This window comes from Corynebacterium sp. HMSC064H12 (genome assembly GCF_001809925.1).
GTDB classification, from domain to species: domain Bacteria; phylum Actinomycetota; class Actinomycetes; order Mycobacteriales; family Mycobacteriaceae; genus Corynebacterium; species Corynebacterium jeikeium_D.
This window is the reverse complement of record NZ_KV799345.1, coordinates 67,339-83,714: the sequence shown is the minus strand read 5'-3', so window position 1 is coordinate 83,714 and position 16,376 is coordinate 67,339. Positions and strand designations below refer to the sequence as shown.

The 16,376-nt window shown below is 59.3% G+C and carries 13 protein-coding genes; 5 read left to right on the top strand and 8 right to left on the bottom strand.

The genetic code is table 11. The features are described 5' to 3' along the window. Window positions 1-107 precede the first annotated feature (107 nt). Window positions 108-1,676: an aldehyde dehydrogenase family protein gene (locus tag HMPREF2681_RS06800; RefSeq protein ID WP_070546526.1), complete on the bottom strand. Its 1,569-nt coding sequence runs from the start codon at window positions 1,674-1,676 to the stop codon at window positions 108-110. After that, the gene (gene betT / locus HMPREF2681_RS06795) at window positions 1,677-3,857 is read right to left on the bottom strand and encodes a choline BCCT transporter BetT (RefSeq protein ID WP_070437253.1); all 2,181 of its coding nucleotides are present in this window, start codon (window positions 3,855-3,857) and stop codon (window positions 1,677-1,679) included. 357 nt (window positions 3,858-4,214) lie between these two features. Here betT and betA point away from each other — a divergent pair, with 357 nt between their 5' ends. Next, window positions 4,215-5,954 carry a choline dehydrogenase gene (gene betA, locus HMPREF2681_RS06790; protein WP_070546524.1) on the top strand — a complete coding sequence of 580 codons (1,740 nt, stop codon included), beginning with the start codon at window positions 4,215-4,217 and terminating at the stop codon, window positions 5,952-5,954. A 111-nt stretch (window positions 5,955-6,065) separates the two neighbouring features. Further along, window positions 6,066-7,172 (top strand): NAD(P)H-dependent flavin oxidoreductase, encoded by a 1,107-nt coding sequence (locus tag HMPREF2681_RS06785; protein ID WP_070546523.1) that lies wholly within the window; start codon window positions 6,066-6,068, stop codon window positions 7,170-7,172. 115 nt (window positions 7,173-7,287) lie between these two features. Here the strand turns inward: HMPREF2681_RS06785 and HMPREF2681_RS06780 are convergent, their stop codons facing one another. The 6 genes from HMPREF2681_RS06780 to HMPREF2681_RS06755 form a co-directional block, all read right to left on the bottom strand. Beyond that, window positions 7,288-8,484 (bottom strand): globin domain-containing protein, encoded by a 1,197-nt coding sequence (locus HMPREF2681_RS06780; protein WP_049190990.1) that lies wholly within the window; start codon window positions 8,482-8,484, stop codon window positions 7,288-7,290. Window positions 8,485-8,675: 191 nt separating this feature from the next. Beyond that, entirely contained in the window at window positions 8,676-9,149 is a 474-nt protein-coding gene (locus HMPREF2681_RS06775) for an RrF2 family transcriptional regulator (RefSeq protein ID WP_049190987.1), read from the bottom strand. Between the two features lie 112 nt (window positions 9,150-9,261). Next, entirely contained in the window at window positions 9,262-11,097 is a 1,836-nt protein-coding gene (locus HMPREF2681_RS06770; protein ID WP_070546521.1) for a phosphoenolpyruvate carboxykinase (GTP), read from the bottom strand. Between the two features lie 298 nt (window positions 11,098-11,395). Further along, window positions 11,396-11,821, bottom strand: a complete 426-nt coding sequence (locus HMPREF2681_RS06765; protein ID WP_070546519.1) for a DUF6802 family protein — start codon at window positions 11,819-11,821, stop codon at window positions 11,396-11,398. Between the two features lie 34 nt (window positions 11,822-11,855). Next, window positions 11,856-12,884 (bottom strand): hypothetical protein, encoded by a 1,029-nt coding sequence (locus tag HMPREF2681_RS06760; RefSeq protein ID WP_070546518.1) that lies wholly within the window; start codon window positions 12,882-12,884, stop codon window positions 11,856-11,858. Beyond that, window positions 12,866-13,405, bottom strand: coding sequence for a hypothetical protein (locus HMPREF2681_RS06755; RefSeq protein ID WP_070546516.1), 540 nt, complete (start codon window positions 13,403-13,405; stop codon window positions 12,866-12,868). The genes HMPREF2681_RS06760 and HMPREF2681_RS06755 overlap by 19 nt, the downstream gene beginning before the upstream one ends. Before the next feature lie 325 nt (window positions 13,406-13,730). Between HMPREF2681_RS06755 and trmB the strand changes: the two genes are divergently transcribed. The 3 genes from trmB to HMPREF2681_RS06740 are packed head-to-tail and all read left to right on the top strand — an operon-like array spanning window position 13,731 to window position 16,370. Further along, window positions 13,731-14,579, top strand: coding sequence for a tRNA (guanosine(46)-N7)-methyltransferase TrmB (gene trmB / locus HMPREF2681_RS06750; RefSeq protein WP_224784268.1), 849 nt, complete (start codon window positions 13,731-13,733; stop codon window positions 14,577-14,579). A 4-nt stretch (window positions 14,580-14,583) separates the two neighbouring features. Continuing rightward, complete coding sequence (locus HMPREF2681_RS06745; RefSeq protein WP_005510460.1) at window positions 14,584-15,267, top strand: NYN domain-containing protein; 684 nt, start codon at window positions 14,584-14,586, stop codon at window positions 15,265-15,267. A gap of 59 nt (window positions 15,268-15,326) precedes the next feature. Next, a complete protein-coding gene (locus HMPREF2681_RS06740; protein WP_083301601.1) occupies window positions 15,327-16,370 on the top strand; it encodes a lysylphosphatidylglycerol synthase transmembrane domain-containing protein in 1,044 nt (347 codons plus the stop codon). Window positions 16,371-16,376: the final 6 nt, after the last annotated feature.

The following is a 16,376-nucleotide window of genomic DNA, read 5'->3' as shown; positions in this document are numbered from 1 at the left end:
TGCAAACCTTTATCGCAGTTGTGCGCAGAGTCGATTTTTTCAATCGGTGAGTATAACGGCCGATGGGTCGTTTTCCCGTATTTTTACTCGGGCTTGTTCCGAGTTATTTAACGACGATCCTCGAACCAACCGGTAACAGCCGGTGCTGTGTTCTCGTAGACCAGCTTGGCTTCGGTGTACTCCTCCAGGCCGGTCGGGCCCAGCTCACGGCCAATACCGGACTGACCAAAGCCACCCCACTCGGCCTGTGGCAGGTAGGGGCCAAAGTCGTTGATCCAGACGGTACCGTGACGCAGCTCGCGGGAAACGCGCTCAGACACCTCGCGGTTGGATGACCACACCGCACCGGCCAGGCCGTATTCGGTGTCGTTGCCAATCTCGATGGCCTCGTCAACCGTGGTGAAGGTCTCCACCGTCACTACCGGGCCAAAGGCTTCGTCGTGGACGCAGTCCATATCGCGGGTGACCTGGTCAATCACGGTTGGGAGGTAGAAGTAGCCGTCGGCAAGCGAGGCGGAACCATCGGCGGTGGTACCTGCGGCGATCTCGCCGCCTACGCGCACACGAGCGCCCTGCTCACGAGCTCGATCGACGTATGCCGCGACCTTATCCAAGTGCTGCTTCGAAATCAGCGCACCGGTCTCGGCCTTCTCGTCGAGCGGACCGCCGAGCTGGATGTGTCCGGCGCGCTCGACCAGATCGTCGACAAACTTCTCGGCGATGGACTCCTCCACAATCAAGCGAGCGCCCGCCGAGCACACCTGACCGGAGTGCAGGAACGCAGCATTGAGGGCATTGTCCAAAGCGGCTTCGTAATCGGCGTCGGCGAAGATGATGTTCGGGTTCTTGCCGCCGAGCTCAAGCGCGACCTTCTTCACAGACTTAGCCGCTTCACCAGCAATAATCTTGCCAGTGACAAGACCGCCAGTGAAGGAGACCATGTCCACCTTCGGATGCGAGGACAGCGGTGCGCCCGCTTCGGCACCAGCTCCGGTAATGAGGTTGGCAACGCCCGCCGGAACACCCAGATCATCGATGACGTGCATGAGTAGAATTGCTGTGTGCGGAGTCAGCTCCGCCGGCTTGAGCACAAAGGTATTGCCCGTGGCCAGCGCCGGTGCGACCTTCCATGCGGTCTGCAGCAGTGGGTAGTTCCACGGCGTAATCAGACCACAGACACCGACGGGCTCACGCACAATACGCGCGACGACGGACGGGTCATCCGCATCCACGAGACGACCGGCATCATTGCCTGCAAGCTTCCCGAAGTACTCAAAGCAGGCGATGATGTCATCCATATCGGCTGCCGCCTCTGGCAGGCGCTTACCGGTATCCATGGCCTCTGCCCAGGCAAATTCGTCCTTGCGCTGCCTGATGGCAGCACCGATGTCGAGTACCAACTTGCTGCGCTCAGCTGTGCTCCAGGATGCCCAGGAACCTTCCCCGGTACATCGGAAGGCGGCGTCGGCGGCGGCGATGGCGCGCTCGGTGTCGGTCGCATCTGCTTCCGCAACTTCGGCGATGAAAGAGCCATCGGCCGGGCACTCGATAGTGCGAGTGTTGCCAGCGGCTGCAGCGGACCAGGTGCCGTCGATAAACAGCGTGGCCGCGCCTTCGTGGGATTTGGCGGTCTCGGGTGCGAGGGCCTTATCAGTAGTTGAAGGCTTAAAGGTCATTTAGGAATCCTCCTTGGCGTAGTCATCAGACCATTCGCGGACAGGTTCGGCATTATCGGACAGATCTGAGGTGCCCGGGAGATCAGACTGCATGTGCAAAAACTCCAAGTGCCGTTCGTAGAGGTCGAGGACGTCGGAAATCAGCTGCTCTTGGGTGTAGCCATAGACGTCGTAGCCGAGCGAACCGGTCAGCGTGAAGACCTCGAGGCGGTAGTAGTAAATATCAGCATCACTGTCCAGGTGTACCAGGCCAGCAAAAGACGGCGTCAAGTGTTCAACCGGATAGACCTGGTAGCGGAAGCTCATCTCCTCGCCGAATCCGACCTGCAGGTCAATCTGGTCAATACCGACTTCTTCTGCTGGTTCACGGTGCAGCGTCACTTCACCGCCACGTTCCCTGATAGCATCTGCCACCTGTTCAAGTGCGGGCTGCACCACTCGGTCGAGGTAGCGCATGACTGGCTTCTTGCCCGGGAAGGACATGGAGCGGGCAAGTCGATTGCGCCAGTCACCCTGTTGGCCATCCACGGCGCGGCCCGACATCGCCCCGTGGAGGGCTCGACGTGTCGAATCCTGTTGCAACAGCTCCAGTCGCAGCGACTTAAACAGGCCATACATCACCAGATAGATGACAAAGGCAAACGGCAGACCCATCACAATCGTTGCCGACTGCAGCGTCGGAATACCACCGACATAGAGCATGGAGATGGTCAGCACACCGACCACGACAGCCCAGAAAATACGGGTCCACTTCTTACCGTCCTGCTGTGTGTCGGTGATCTTCGAAGTGAAGTTACTCATCACCAGTGCCGCCGAGTCCGCCGAGGTGATGTAGAGCAACAGGCCAATCAGAGATGCGACTGCAGCCACCATCATCGGCGCCGGGTACTGCTCCAGCAGCAGGTAGAAGGCACGCTCCGGGTAATCCAGTGCAGTCTGGCCAAACTCCGAATCGCCATTGATGACCAGGTCCAGCGCCGAGTTACCGAATACCGACACCCACATCAGGACGAAGAGGAATGGAATGGTCAGCGTGCCGACGACAAACTGGCGCAGGCTACGGCCACGGGAAATACGAGCCAGGAACAAACCGACGAACGGTGCCCAGGCCACCCACCAAGCCCAGAAGAACAGGGTCCAGGAATTCAACCATTCCTGCGCTCCGGAGAACGCGTAGGTATCCATAGTCATGGATGGGAACTTGGAGACGTACTCGCCGACGTTCATCACCAGGGCGTCAAACAGGAACGCCGTGCGACCAGTGACCAGGATGTAGAGCATCAAGCAGATGGCCAGGCCAACGTTGAGCTCCGAGAGACGGCGAATCCCCTTGTCAACACCGGAAACCGCGGAGGCGATAGCCACCGATACAGCCACGACGATTAGAGCGATCTGCCAGGACGTACTCTCATCCACCCCGAACAGCACGCGCAAGCCGTAATTCAGCTGGACGACGCCGATACCCAGCGAAGTTGCGACACCGAAAACGGTACCGAGCATCGCTGCGATTTCGACCGCTTCACCAGCGGGGCCGTGGATGCGCTTGCCAATGATTGGGTAGAGCGCCGAGCGAATGGTCAGTGGCATGTTCAAGCGGTAAGCGAAGTAGCCGAATGCCATGCCCATCAGCGCGTAGAGCGCCCAACCGGTCACACCATAGTGGAAGAGCGTGAACACCACTGCCTGACGCGCGGCTTCGATGGTCTCCGCATCTCCGGTCGGCGGGCCATAGTACTGTGCCACCGGCTCTGCTACCGAGAAGAAGAGCAGGTCAATGCCGATACCTGCGGCAAAGAGCATAGAGGCCCAAGAAAACAGGCCGAACTGAGGTTTGGCGTGATCGGGGCCGAGCTTAATCTGCCCCGTTCGCGAGATGGCGATGTAGAGCATGAAGAGCACTGCCACCGTCGCGGTCACGATATAGAACCAACCGAAGTTCTTCGATACCCAGGCGACAATGCCTGCTAGGGTGTCCGCTGCATTGTCCGGGGCAAAAATAGCCCACAGGGCAATGGCGAGAATACCAACGCCTGAAATAATAAATACAGGCCAGTTGACCTCAGGCTCAGAGGTCACACTCGCTTGCGCTTGTTGTGGAGGGACCGACTGCGATCGCTGCATTTCTTGCGACGATCCAGATTTTTCCTCCGTTACCTTCTCAGTTGGCGGAGTATCAGACATAGGAAAATCCTTCAGATTCGGGAACTAACCCAGCATACCTAGTTTGAATAATCCCTCAAGTCTTAGAATCGATTCAGAAGAATTCTCCACCCCAACATCAACATCTTCACCTGCATATTTATCCAGTTTTCAAGGCGTTTAAAATCATTCCAACTGGAATTGAATACCAATTGTGTGGCATTCTATATAGGTGAAGGGGATTTGAGATACGCCTCCGGCCACTTATTCCAATATCAATATATAGGGCCTGCCTTTAAATATTACTTGGGGCTTATCGGGGCTTATCGGGGCTTATCGCAGTCCTTGAAAACCAGTCCGATATACATCGGCAAACAACCTACGGAGGTACACCAGAACATGGGAGCTTTCCCGGCTGTCTTCAACTTCGGTAAAAAGAATGGCAACACCACAGTCGAACACCGCGACGTCGTCATCGTTGGCGCGGGCTCTGCCGGCTCTGTGCTGGCTAACCGGCTGTCCGCAGACCACACTCAGCAGGTGCTCGTACTCGAGGCCGGCCGCATGGACTCCCTCTGGGACCTCTACATTCACATGCCTTCGGCGTTCTCCTTCCCAATCGGTAACAAGTACTACGACTGGAAGTACGAATCCGAGCCGGAACCGGAGATGAACGGTCGCCGTATCTACCACGCCCGCGGCAAGGTCGTCGGCGGTTCCTCCTCCATCAACGGCCAGATCTACCAGCGCGGTAACCCCATGGACTACGACAAGTGGGGCGACACCAAGGGGCTGGAGAACTGGGGCTGGAACCACGTTCTGCCTTACTTCAAGCGCATGGAAAATGCACTCGGCTCCGACAAGGACGACCCGCGCCGTGGCCACGACGGCCCACTGCGCATGAAGCGCGGTCCGGCCGATTCTCCGCTGTTCAAGGCCTTCTTCAAGTCTGTCCAGCAGGCCGGCTACAACTACACCCCGGACGTCAACGGCTACCGCCAGGAGGGCTTCGGCCCCTTCGACGCGAACATCGACAAGGGCCGTCGCCTCTCCGCTGCCCGCGCATACCTGCACCCGGCTCTGCAGCGTCCAAATCTGGAGCTTCGCACCCGCGCAGAAGCCACCCGCATTCTCTTCGAGGGCACCAAGGCCGTCGGCGTGGAGTACGCCTGGAAGGGGCGCACACGTCAGGTGCGAGCAGACAAGGTCATCCTCTGCGGTGGCGCTTTCAACTCTCCGCAGCTGCTCGAGGTCTCCGGCATTGGCGATGAGAAGGTCTTGAATGCCGCCGGAGTGAACGTCGTCAAGCACCTGCCTGGTGTCGGCGAAAACCTGCAGGACCACCTGGAGGTCTACATTCAGTACAACGCCACCCAGCCGGTGTCTTCACAGCCGTACCTGGAGAAGTGGCGTTGGCCGTTCATTGGCCTGTGGTGGCTGCTCACCCACAAGGGCCCGGTGGCAACGTCGCACTTCGAGGGTGGCGGTTTCGCGCGCTCCAACGACAACGAGCCCTACCCGAACCTGATGTTCCACTTCCTGCCGCTGGCCATGCGTTACGACGGCACGAAGATCGATAGCCCGCACGGTTTCCAGTTCCACGTTGGTCCGATGTACTCGGATGCCCGTGGCCATGTCCACATCACCTCCTCGGACATCAAGGTCAAGCCGTCGATCCTGTTCAACTACCTGTCCACTGATCAGGACCGCCGTGAATGGGTCGAGGCTGTGAAGGTCTCCCGTAAGCTGCTGGACACTCCGGCAATGAAGGAGTACACCGACGGCGAGATTTCCCCGGGTGCAGATGTGCAGACCGACGAGGAAATCCTCGAGTGGGTCCGCAAGGATGCCGAGACCGCACTGCACCCATCCTGCACCTGCAAGATGGGCCCGGCCTCCGACGAGATGGCCGTGGTCGATCCGGAGACCATGCAGGTCCACGGCACCGAGGGCCTCTACGTGGTTGACGCTTCGGTCATGCCGGGCATCACCAACGGCAATATCTACGCACCGACCATGATGATTGCCGAAAAGGCCGCTGACCTCATCGCCGGCAAGACCCCGCTGGCACCGCAGGACATTCCGTTCTACCGCGCTGGCCAGGGTATGCCGCTGGATCCGCCGGAGAGCAACAAGTAGTTCTTGAGCTCTTGAGGCGGTAGCGCGGCGCCTATTGCGCAACGCCGTACGTCGGCACCGGCCGGGTTCTCCCACGCGGGGGAATCCGGCCTTAGTGTTACTCTCGCCCCTATGAGCAGTACAACCTCGCAGACACTCGAAAACCTCCGACGCTCATCAATCATTTTGGCGCCGATGGCCGGTGGCCCATCCACGCCCGAACTCGTCGCTGCCGTTTCCAATGCTGGCGGGGTTGGCACCCTTGCCGCCGGCTATCTCACTGTCGAAAAGCTCACTGAACAGGCACAGCAGACGTGCACACTGCTTGACGACGGCAAAGGTTTCGGCATCAACCTCTTCTGCCCCAACACGGCTGACGCCGGTGTCGGAACCTCAGAGGAGGAACTTGCTCAGTGGACCGCTTTTCGTAATCGTCTGGCGCCGGCTGCTGCCCACTTCGACATCGACTTGCCTGACACTCCGACCTGGTCAGATGACTACTTCTCGGCGAAAGTCGAGGCAATTCTCGCTGATGACTTTCTGCCCAATCCCGATGCCCTGAAGTTCGTCTCCTTTACCTTTGGCTACCCAGATAACGAGGTCATTGCTCAGGTAAAGGAATCTGGCCGCAGCGTGGTGCTCAATGCGACCTCAATTGAGGGCGTACGAGCGGCGGCTGCAGCTGGCGCTGATCGCATTGTCCTGCAAGGACTAGCTGCGGGTGGGCACCGCGCATTTGTGGAGGGGAAGGATTCGTCCGACAGCATTGGGGCCTCTGTAGAAGAGCTTGCCCAAGCAGTCACCGAAGCATGCGCAGTGACCGATGTACCTATCATCGCCGCTGGTGGGGTGGGTAACCGAGAGGACGTCGTCAAGCTTATGGAAGCCGGCGCGGTGGCTGTGCAAGTTGGCACACGGTTCCTCACCACCGCGGAGGCGGGTACGAAGGAGACGCACCGACGGGCACTGCGTGATTTGGTGGGGCGTGACACCGTTTTGACTCATGCTTTTTCCGGCAAGCCAGCGCGTGCCATCGAGAACACGTTTACCCGGGAGTTTTCTAGGGTCGCGCCGGAGCTTTACCCGCAACTGCACTACTTGACCACGCCAATCCGTGGTGCCGCGAATCAGGCCGGTGACCCTGAATATCTCAACTTATGGGCGGGTATTGCTTTTTCTCAGTGCGAGAACCAAACTGCGGGCGAGGTTGTTGCGGAGCTTTCCTGCTCAGCCGAGTAATACGAAGCCACCGAAGCTACAAACAGCACAATGACCAGCCACGGGCATATATCGCGGCTGGTCATTTGGCTTTATTTGTGACGATGGATTTTATGCCGACGGCGCAGTTGTGGCGTTAGGCGTCGAGCAGCCAATCGTTCGGGCTGAACAGCTCGAAGTGAATGTTATTGCGATTGACGCCACGCTTGGCAAGCTGATCACGCACGGCCTGCAAGAAGCCATTGCCACCGCAGAGGTAGAACTGCGCCCCCTCCGGCAGGTCAACATCGGTCAAATCCATCAGATCCGGCTCGTACCACACCTGCTGGCGGGCATTGACCAGTGCAGAGACTGCGTTATTGCGTTCTGCGCGCAGTGCGTCGGTGTTCTCGGCGCGGTCCGCGTGGAGGACGACAACATCACGCTTAGAGTCGGCGGCCACCAGGGCATCCAGCATGCCGATCATGGGGGTGGCGCCAATACCTGCGGAAATGAGCACTACCGGGTCATCGGACTTTGTATCCAACACCAGGTCACCTGCAGGCAGAGAAATTTCGATGGCATCGCCCGGCTGCACCTTTTCCCACAGCTGTGTGGAAACTTCGCCAGCCGGCAGGTCCTCGGAGGCATCGACACGACGAACCGCGAAGGTCAGAACACCTTCCTCGCCGCCGACCAGAGAGTATTGCCGTAGCTGGCCGGCGCCGTCCGGCATGGTCTGACGCACAGAGATGTACTGTCCCGGGAGGTAGGAAACGGGGGTTTCGTCGTCAAGCTTGACGGAGAACACTGCGACGTCATCACCGCGCTCTTCACGGGAGACGACATGAGCGGCGCGGAAGACATCTCCTGCTTCGACACCGAGGTCGTCATAGAGCCCCTTCTCGAAGTTGATGAGAACGCGCTGCATCTCCAAGTAGACGGCATCCCATGCGTCGCGGACAGCCCCCTGAAAGACCTCTGGGGTGAGGATTTCCTCGATGGCATCGAAGAGGTGCTTGTGTACGATTGGGTACTGCTCCGGCTTGATGCCAACGGAGATGTGCTTGTGGCCGATGCGGGAAAGCAGTTCTTCCGGGGCGGGAGCATCTGGGTCGACCAGGGTAGCTGCGAAGGTAGCGACGGATGCCGCCAGCGCCTTCTGCTGAGCACCCTGCTTCTGGTTGCCGCGGTTGAAGGTATCGGCAATGAGCTCTGGGTGAGCAGCGAACATCCGATTGTAGAAGTTCGGCGTGATCTTCTCGATGTTGGCACCGACGACGGGCAGGGTTTGAGTGACGATTTCAGCCTGCTCTGGAGTCAGGCCGTTCTTGTTAACATTCAGGTTTGGCATGACTTCACAATAACACCATATTGCGCATTCTGTTTGCGTATTATTGCCCAATGGGGTCCATAACTACTCTTTGTGGTTGAGTTTTACCCGTCTTGAACTGCACAAATGGCAATGTCGAAAACTTCACCAGAAAACTTCGACAGCACCATTTTTAGCTTTTTCAACCCGCGGTCAGACCTTCAGCTCTGCACCTAAACCGGACGAATATTGAGCTGGGTACTCCCCTGCGGACCGTCTCCCTCGGGGCGATTGGCATCCACACCATTAGCCGATTTGGGCGGAATGAGATCAGCAATCAACACCGGATCCAGTGCGGCGAAGAACGCCTCCTGCGCAGCCGCTAACTTGCCACGCAACAGGCACGTCGGCAGTAATGGGCAGTCAGTGCCGACACAATCGACGACCTCGTTGTTTTCCAGAGTGCGCAGCAGCTTGCCGACGGATTTTTCCGTAGCCGACTCGCGCAGATAGATGCCACCATTGCGCCCCTTGACCGCCTCCAAGAAGCCGAGCTCCACAAGTCGCGAGACAACCTTGGAAACATGCGCGCGAGACGCATTGAGAGACTCCGCCACCTCAGCAGCGGTGTACTTCCGTCCCGGCTCCCCCATCGCCATCAAAGTGATGACACGCAGGCTCAAATCAGAGAAAAGCGTTAATTGCATTGCGTGTCACCCTTCATCGTTGTACTGCACAAACCACCCCCTTGCCAGCCACTTCGGGCAACAAGGGGGTGGTTCTATGTTCTAGCTTTTAGCAAGGCTAGCTAGCAAGATCTTAGTCCTGCAGGCTCTTCTCGATACGAGCCTTCAGAGCCTCGAACTCGTCCCAGACTTCCTGCGGAACGCGGTCGCCGAGGAACTTCAGCCACTCCTCGTTGTCCGGCAGGTCACCCTGCCACTTAGCAGCCGGTGCCTTCAGGGCTTCCTTGACATCTTCAAAGTCGATGTCCAGGCCAGTCAGGTCCAGGTCCTCTGCCTTAGCGGTGTGACCAACAACGGTCTCCTTGGCGCCAACACGGCCCTCAATGCGGTCAATGATCCACTTGAGAACGCGAGAGTTGTCACCGAAGCCCGGCCACAGGAAGCGGCCGTCTTCGCCGCGGCGGAACCAGTTGACCAGGAAGACCTCTGGCATCTTGTCGCCGCCCTTGACACCCATGTCAATCCAGTGCTGCAGGTAGTCACCGACGTTGTAGCCAATGAACGGCAGCATTGCCATCGGGTCATGGCGCAGGGAACCGACCTTGGCCTCAGCGGAAGCAGCGGTCTGGCCGGAAGCCAGGGTTGCACCGATGAAGGTTGCGTGGTTCCAGGACAGTGCCTGGGTCACCAGCGGCACAGTGTCCGGGCGGCGACCACCGAACAGGATGGCGTCGATCGGGACACCCTGCGGATCGTCGTACTCCGGTGCGGCGACCGGGCACTGCGAAATCGGGGTGCAGTAACGGGAGTTCGGGTGCGAGGACAGCTCGTCGGAATCCGGAGTCCAGTCATTGCCCTTCCAGTCAATGAGGTGCTCCGGCTTGCCTTCCATGCCTTCCCACCAGACGTCACCATCGTCGGTCAGCGCGACGTTGGTGAACAGGGTGTTACCGGCCTCCATGGTCTTCATGGCGTTCGGGTTGGAGGAGTAGTTGGTGCCCGGTGCAACACCGAAGAAGCCGTTCTCCGGGTTAACAGCGTACAGGCGACCGTCCTCACCGAACTTCAGCCATGCAATGTCGTCGCCGACGACCTCGGCCTTCCAGCCCTCGATGGTCGGAGTCAGCATAGCCAGGTTGGTCTTACCACATGCAGACGGGAATGCAGCGGCGATGTGGTAGGCCTTGCCCTCTGGGTTGGTGAGCTTCAGGATGAGCATGTGCTCAGCCATCCAGCCCTCTTCCTTGGCCATGACCGAAGCGATACGCAGTGCGTAGCACTTCTTGGCCAGGATGGCGTTTCCGCCGTAGCCGGAACCGTAGGACCAAATCTCCTTGGTCTCCGGGAACTGGGTGATGTACTTCTCATCGTTGCACGGCCATGCAACGTCCTCCTGGCCTTCCTCCAGCGGAGCGCCAACGGAGTGCAGAGCGTGGACGAAGTCCCCGTCCGGACCAATCTTGTCCAGGGCATCCTGACCCATGCGGGTCATGATTCGCATGGAGAGAACCACGTACTCCGAGTCGGTCAGCTGAACACCCAGCTTCGGCTCCGGGTCGGTAATCGGACCCATGCAGAACGGAACGACGAACATGGTGCGGCCCTTCATGGAACCGCGGTAGTGCTCGGTCATTTCCTTCTTCAGCTCGACCGGATCCGCCCAGTTGTTGGTCGGGCCAGCGTCCTCTTCCTTTTCAGAAGCGATGAACGTGCGGGACTCCACACGAGCAACGTCCTTCGGGTTAGAGCGGGCAAGGAAAGAGTTCGGGCGCTTTTCCTCATTCAGCTTGATAAGAGTTCCCTTATCAACCAGGTCCTGGGTAAGGCGGTTCCACTCTTCTTCCGAGCCATCAGCAAAGACAACCTTGTCTGGCTGGGTCAGTTCTACGACCTCAGCAATCCAGCGCAGCAGTTCGGCGTTCTCGGTCGGGGCCTGGCCCTCGAGACCAGGAATAGAAGGTGCGGACATCAGTTCTCCTGACTCATTGATTCGCGTCTTAATTTAAGGTTACCGGGGGATACCGAAAGTTGCCGGGCCCCACATCGACAATCGGCTCGTTCCCGCATTTGCAAGCCGTTACATCACAGCTTTACAACAAATAATTTTCCCCGCCCCATTCTTGCGACCTGTTCATTTACGGCCATAACCAGGGACCAAGGCCAGCCTCACCATATAAATTTACAACCATTAACCCCTTGCGGGCAGTTACCCCCATTTGTAAGCAACCGAGACACGGGTACCCCCGTGCGCAGCGTTCCCAAAGTCGTTAGTCCCAGCTGCCCCGAGCGGATTGCTCCCATGAATACGCATCCCACTTCCCCGCGGCTGATGCCGGTTCCACTGCTGCTCCGCCCATCGCGTCAGCAGCCCTCACATCATCACTGCTCCAAGACTCCCAAGTGCCGTCAAAACGGACCGTCGTAACGTGATCCACCGTGCCGTCACCGTCCAGATCTGAATAGATTGACAACCCGGAATCGTCGGCAAGCGTAATTGACCCCTCGTCGTCGCCGAGGTCGTAGAGCTGCCCATCGACCTCCACAACCAGCCCGGCACCACCAACGTCCGCCGACTGCCCATCAATCGGTGTCGCCGCCTCCAAACCACACGGCGTAGCGGGCGAACGCGCCTCCACCCCGCCATCGGACGCGGGTTGATCGGAAAAGTACTGCAGTAAAGAAAACTCATCCATCGTGATATCCCCCTATTTCTCTTCGCTGTCACAGCTATCGTGCAGGCGTTCCGGTGTACTCCGCCAGCTGCTCTATTCGCCATCCCGGACCCCGCGCACCAATGGCTTCGCGCACCGTCATCTCCACGGACTGTGTCCATTTTCGCCGCAGATGGGCAAGGTAATTTGCCCGCCACTGCGAGGTGCGTTGGCGTGCGTTACGACGAATCGTTGCGCTCACCGCCACCACCGCAACACCGAGGCCTATTGCGAGTGCGACCAGCTGCGCCGCAAGCGTCGGCACCCCAATCCACATCAGCAATCCGTGGACGATCCGCACTGCGCCGACCGCCACGCCAAGCGATGCCACCGCCACCAGAGTGTCCATGACATAACTGGGGCGAGCCGGGCTTGCTGGAGCGGGCACTGAAATTTCCACACGAAGGCCCAATTCGTCGCCACACCGCTGTTGCAGCCGCGTCGCTGCGACCTCGGCACGACCCTGAAGTTCCGCCTGATTACCTGCGGGGCCGTCAGCCACTTCCTGGAGTGCATCCCGCACTGCGCTCTCAGCTGCCAACTGCATCTTCCGCTGCAATCGCGCCGCCGCCCCGGCTCCGCGCGATCGCTCCTGTGCCAGCTGAGCTCGCACATTTCGAGCCCGGCGCGCACTCAGTGTTTCCCCCGGGTTTCTGGGCGGACCTTCTGCCAGCAGAACCAGGGTTCTGGCCATCCTCTCGTCCAGCGCTCCCATTGGGATTGTGCTGTCGATTTCCTGACGCCAGGCCTCGGCATACTCACCATTGCCAATCAGGCCAACTGCAACACGGCCGGTGGCTTGGCTAATGGCTGCAACCGTGCTGACGCACTCCCGCGTGGGCTGCACCTCGCTGTCTGCAACATAGAGCACGACGGCGCTGCGTTTATCCACAAACTCCAGGCGACGTGGCGGAGTCGCAGTATCAACAATCTGCGAGAAGTCCGCGCGGTCCGCTGCGTCCCCGGCTTTGGTGACAAGAAGCGGTGGCTGCTCCGGCCTCTCGGCCGAGACCGGGAGTGGCTCAACTACGTCCGGTGCTGCCATAACAGCTCCTCCAGGCTGTCTCTAGCCGCGGGAAAGGCCGCCGCAATCTCAGTCAACTGCACTGCGAGTAGCCCGTCATCATTGCGTGATCCGCCTTTCGCCCCGTGGCGTTCAGCAATCTTCCGCAACGCGGAGCTGAACAAAAAGGTGTGTTCAGCTGTCTCGTTTGTGGTGATGTCGCAATACTCGTCGGCAAGCGAATGGCGAATCGGTTGTTGCTCGATGACCAGCGCGACAGGGACGGACAGCTTGTCGGCCAGCTCCGCGTGACATTGCGAAAATGCCTCGCGCACAGCGGTTTCGCGCACGCCCCTGCGCAATCGCGCGCAGATTATCGATGGCCGTTTCTCACGCTCAAGCGCCTTGGCGACGCACACCTCCGCACCGCTCGTGTGTGTGGTGTCCGAGTGCGCGACCTGCCGTGCTGACAGCCAGTCCACCACAGCGGCGCGCAACGACGATGTAGATCCTGTTGACGGCTGTGTTGTTTCCGTGACGTCACTTGCGGAAATAAGGTCCATTCGGCCTAGTCCCCTCCCATAAATCCCCTGCGCAGTTTAGTTAAAAACCTGCGTAACCCCCATACGGCCCGTAGGCCAGAATCCGCGCCCTGAAACACTGCGCTAGGCAGACCCCAAGCACCGCTTCAACCAACGAATAAGCGCGGCTTCGCGTTCAGCCTACAGCGGACCGCGGATTCGGCAAGTCGGCAAAACAAATTGCCCCGCCGTGCCGCCTATTCAGGACGACGCGGCATCGTCAACCGGCGTGAAACCGCCAGGACAACAACAAAAATCCTAGGGGCAATGATTGGATAGTTGGCCGATGTCGTGGACAATAGGGAACGTGACTACTTCTGATTTTTCTGAAAATATCGAACAGCCTGCGGTTTCGCAGCAATCTGAACCATTGCCAACTCGCGCGGACGAGCAGGCGGAACAACCGCATGAACGCCAGCCGAAGAAGGGCGAATTGCCTGCAGGTCGTCCGGAAAAGACCCAATTCGACGATGGTCTTGACTACCCGCGCATCGGCAATCTGTCCTTCCGCCGCGGCACTTTGACTCCCAACCAGGAAAAGATCTGGGAAGACAACTGGGACACGTACGGCAAGGTCCTCTCCGACGAAGTCATTGACGTGGAGGAATGGTTCGGCCGCAAGGGACCGACCATCGTCGAGATTGGCTGCGGCACCGGCACGTCCACCGTGGCTATGGCTCCGCAAGAACCGGACCACAACATCATCGCCGTTGAGCTCTACCGCCCTGGCCTGGCGAAACTGCTCTCCGCCACCGTGCGCAATGAGGTGTCGAACATCCGCATGGTCCGCGGCGACGGCGTCGAGGTCCTGCAGCGCATGATCGAGCCGGAGTCGCTGGCCGGCGTACGCCTGTTCTTCCCGGACCCGTGGCCGAAGGCACGCCACCACAAGCGCCGCATTGTGCAGTCCGGCACGTTGCGCCTGATTTCTTCGCGTCTGAAGCCCGGCGGCATTTTCCACGCCGCCACCGACCATGCGGACTACGCCGAATGGATCGAGGAGCTCCGCGAGGTCGAGCCGACGCTCGAGCCCATCGCCTGGCCCTGGCCGGAATCCCCCATGCTTCTCGACCGACCGACGACCAAGTTCGAAGCCCGCGGCCTGAACCTCGACCACGACATCCACGAGTTCATCTGGCGCAAGAAAGAGGCATAGGAACATGAGCACTACCCAAAACACCTCTGCCAGCTACAACACCACCGAGACGCACCCCACCGCACTGCTCGTGTGGGATGCCCCGAACTTGGACATGGGGCTCGGCGCCATTTTGGGCTCCCGCCCGACCGCCGCGCACCGCCCCCGCTTCGACGCCGTGGGCAAATGGCTTATCGACGAAGCCGAGCGCGTATCCCACAAAATCGGTTCCGATGTCCTCCCCGAGGCCACGGTGTTCACCAACGTCAACCCGGGCTCAGCGGAGATTGTCCGCCCCTGGGTCGAGGCTCTGCGCAATGTCGGTTTCGCGGTCTTCGCAAAGCCGAAGATCGAAGAGGACACCGACGTTGACCCGGACATGATTGCGCACATCCAACGGCGTTACGACGAGGGCGTGTTGCGCAGTGTCGTCGTTGCGTCCGCCGATGGCCAGAATTTCCAGGAGCTGCTGGAAAAGCTCGCATCCGAGGGGATTCGGGTAACCGTCATCGGTTTTCACGAGCACGCTTCCTGGGCGCTGGCCTCCGATGCGATTCGCTTCGTTGACCTGGAGGAAATCAAGGGCGTCTTCCGCGAGCCGCTACCGCGTATCGATCTCGACCGCCTGCCTGATGGCGGTGCGTGGCTGCAGCCGTTCCGTCCGCTCACTTCGTTGCTCAAGGAGCGCGACGGCAAGAACGACGACTAGGGAGACCACTGCGGCGACGTCTAGGGAGACGAACAGGAAGACGAACAGGCTTCTTATTTATGTCACGACTTAAAAAAGTCCTCAAAACCGGCAATTCGAGCTGGCTACGATCGATAATCCTCGTGGCCCTCGTGATTGCCGGTGTCGTCCTGACGGTAAGAAACTGGGACAGCGTCGTCCAGGGGCTCCAAATCCTTGCGGATGTCGACGCTAAGTGGCTGTTCATCGCTATTTTTTCCGTGGCTTTTTCGCTCTACGCGATGGCGGAAGTGATGCGTCTGCTGTTGCGAGCTGGAGGCGTAAAAGCAGCCACTCGCCGTAGCACCAATGCGCTAACCCTCGCATCCAACGCGTGGGCGGTCACCGTTCCCGGTGGTGCTGCATTCTCCACGGCGCTACAGATTAAGCGCATGATGCAGTGGGGCGCATCCGCGGTCCTTGTCAGCTGGTTCGTGCTTTTTTCGGGCGCGTTGTCGTTTTTAGGTCTGGCATTTCTGGGGCTTGGCAGCCTCTTCTTCGTCGGACAGGGTGGCACGACCGCGGTGCTCATCGCTATGGCAATTGCGGTTTTACTAGCCACCATTTTGCTGTGGCGGATTTCGCAGAACCCGGCTTTTCTCAACAAGACAGGCGCGTGGTGTCTGCGTGTCTTTAACAAGATTCGAAAGAAGCCCGCGGACACCGATGTCGACCGACTTGAAGAGTCCGTCAAACAGCTGACCAGCGTGAAGTTGCCCGTGCAAGCTTTGGCTCTTTCCTTCACCTGGTCCTTTATCAACTGGGTCGCGGAAATTGTCTGTCTCTACGCCGCCATCCGTGCCGTTGGTGTCGATGACATCTCCGCTACGAAGGTGCTGCTGGCTTTCGTAACCGGCAAGCTCGCAGGTTTCATCCAGGCCACACCGGGCGGCATCGGCACTGTCGAGGCCGCTTTGACCGCGGCTCTCATCGCAGGCGGCACCACCGGCGCCGAGGCCTTTGCAGCGGTGCTGGTCTACCGCATCGTTTCCTTCGTCCTGGTGGCAATTGTGGGCTGGATTATCTACGCCCTCGGCTTCGACCACAAGGATCAGCCCGAGCATCAGCCAGTCGCTGACCGCTAATGGCTT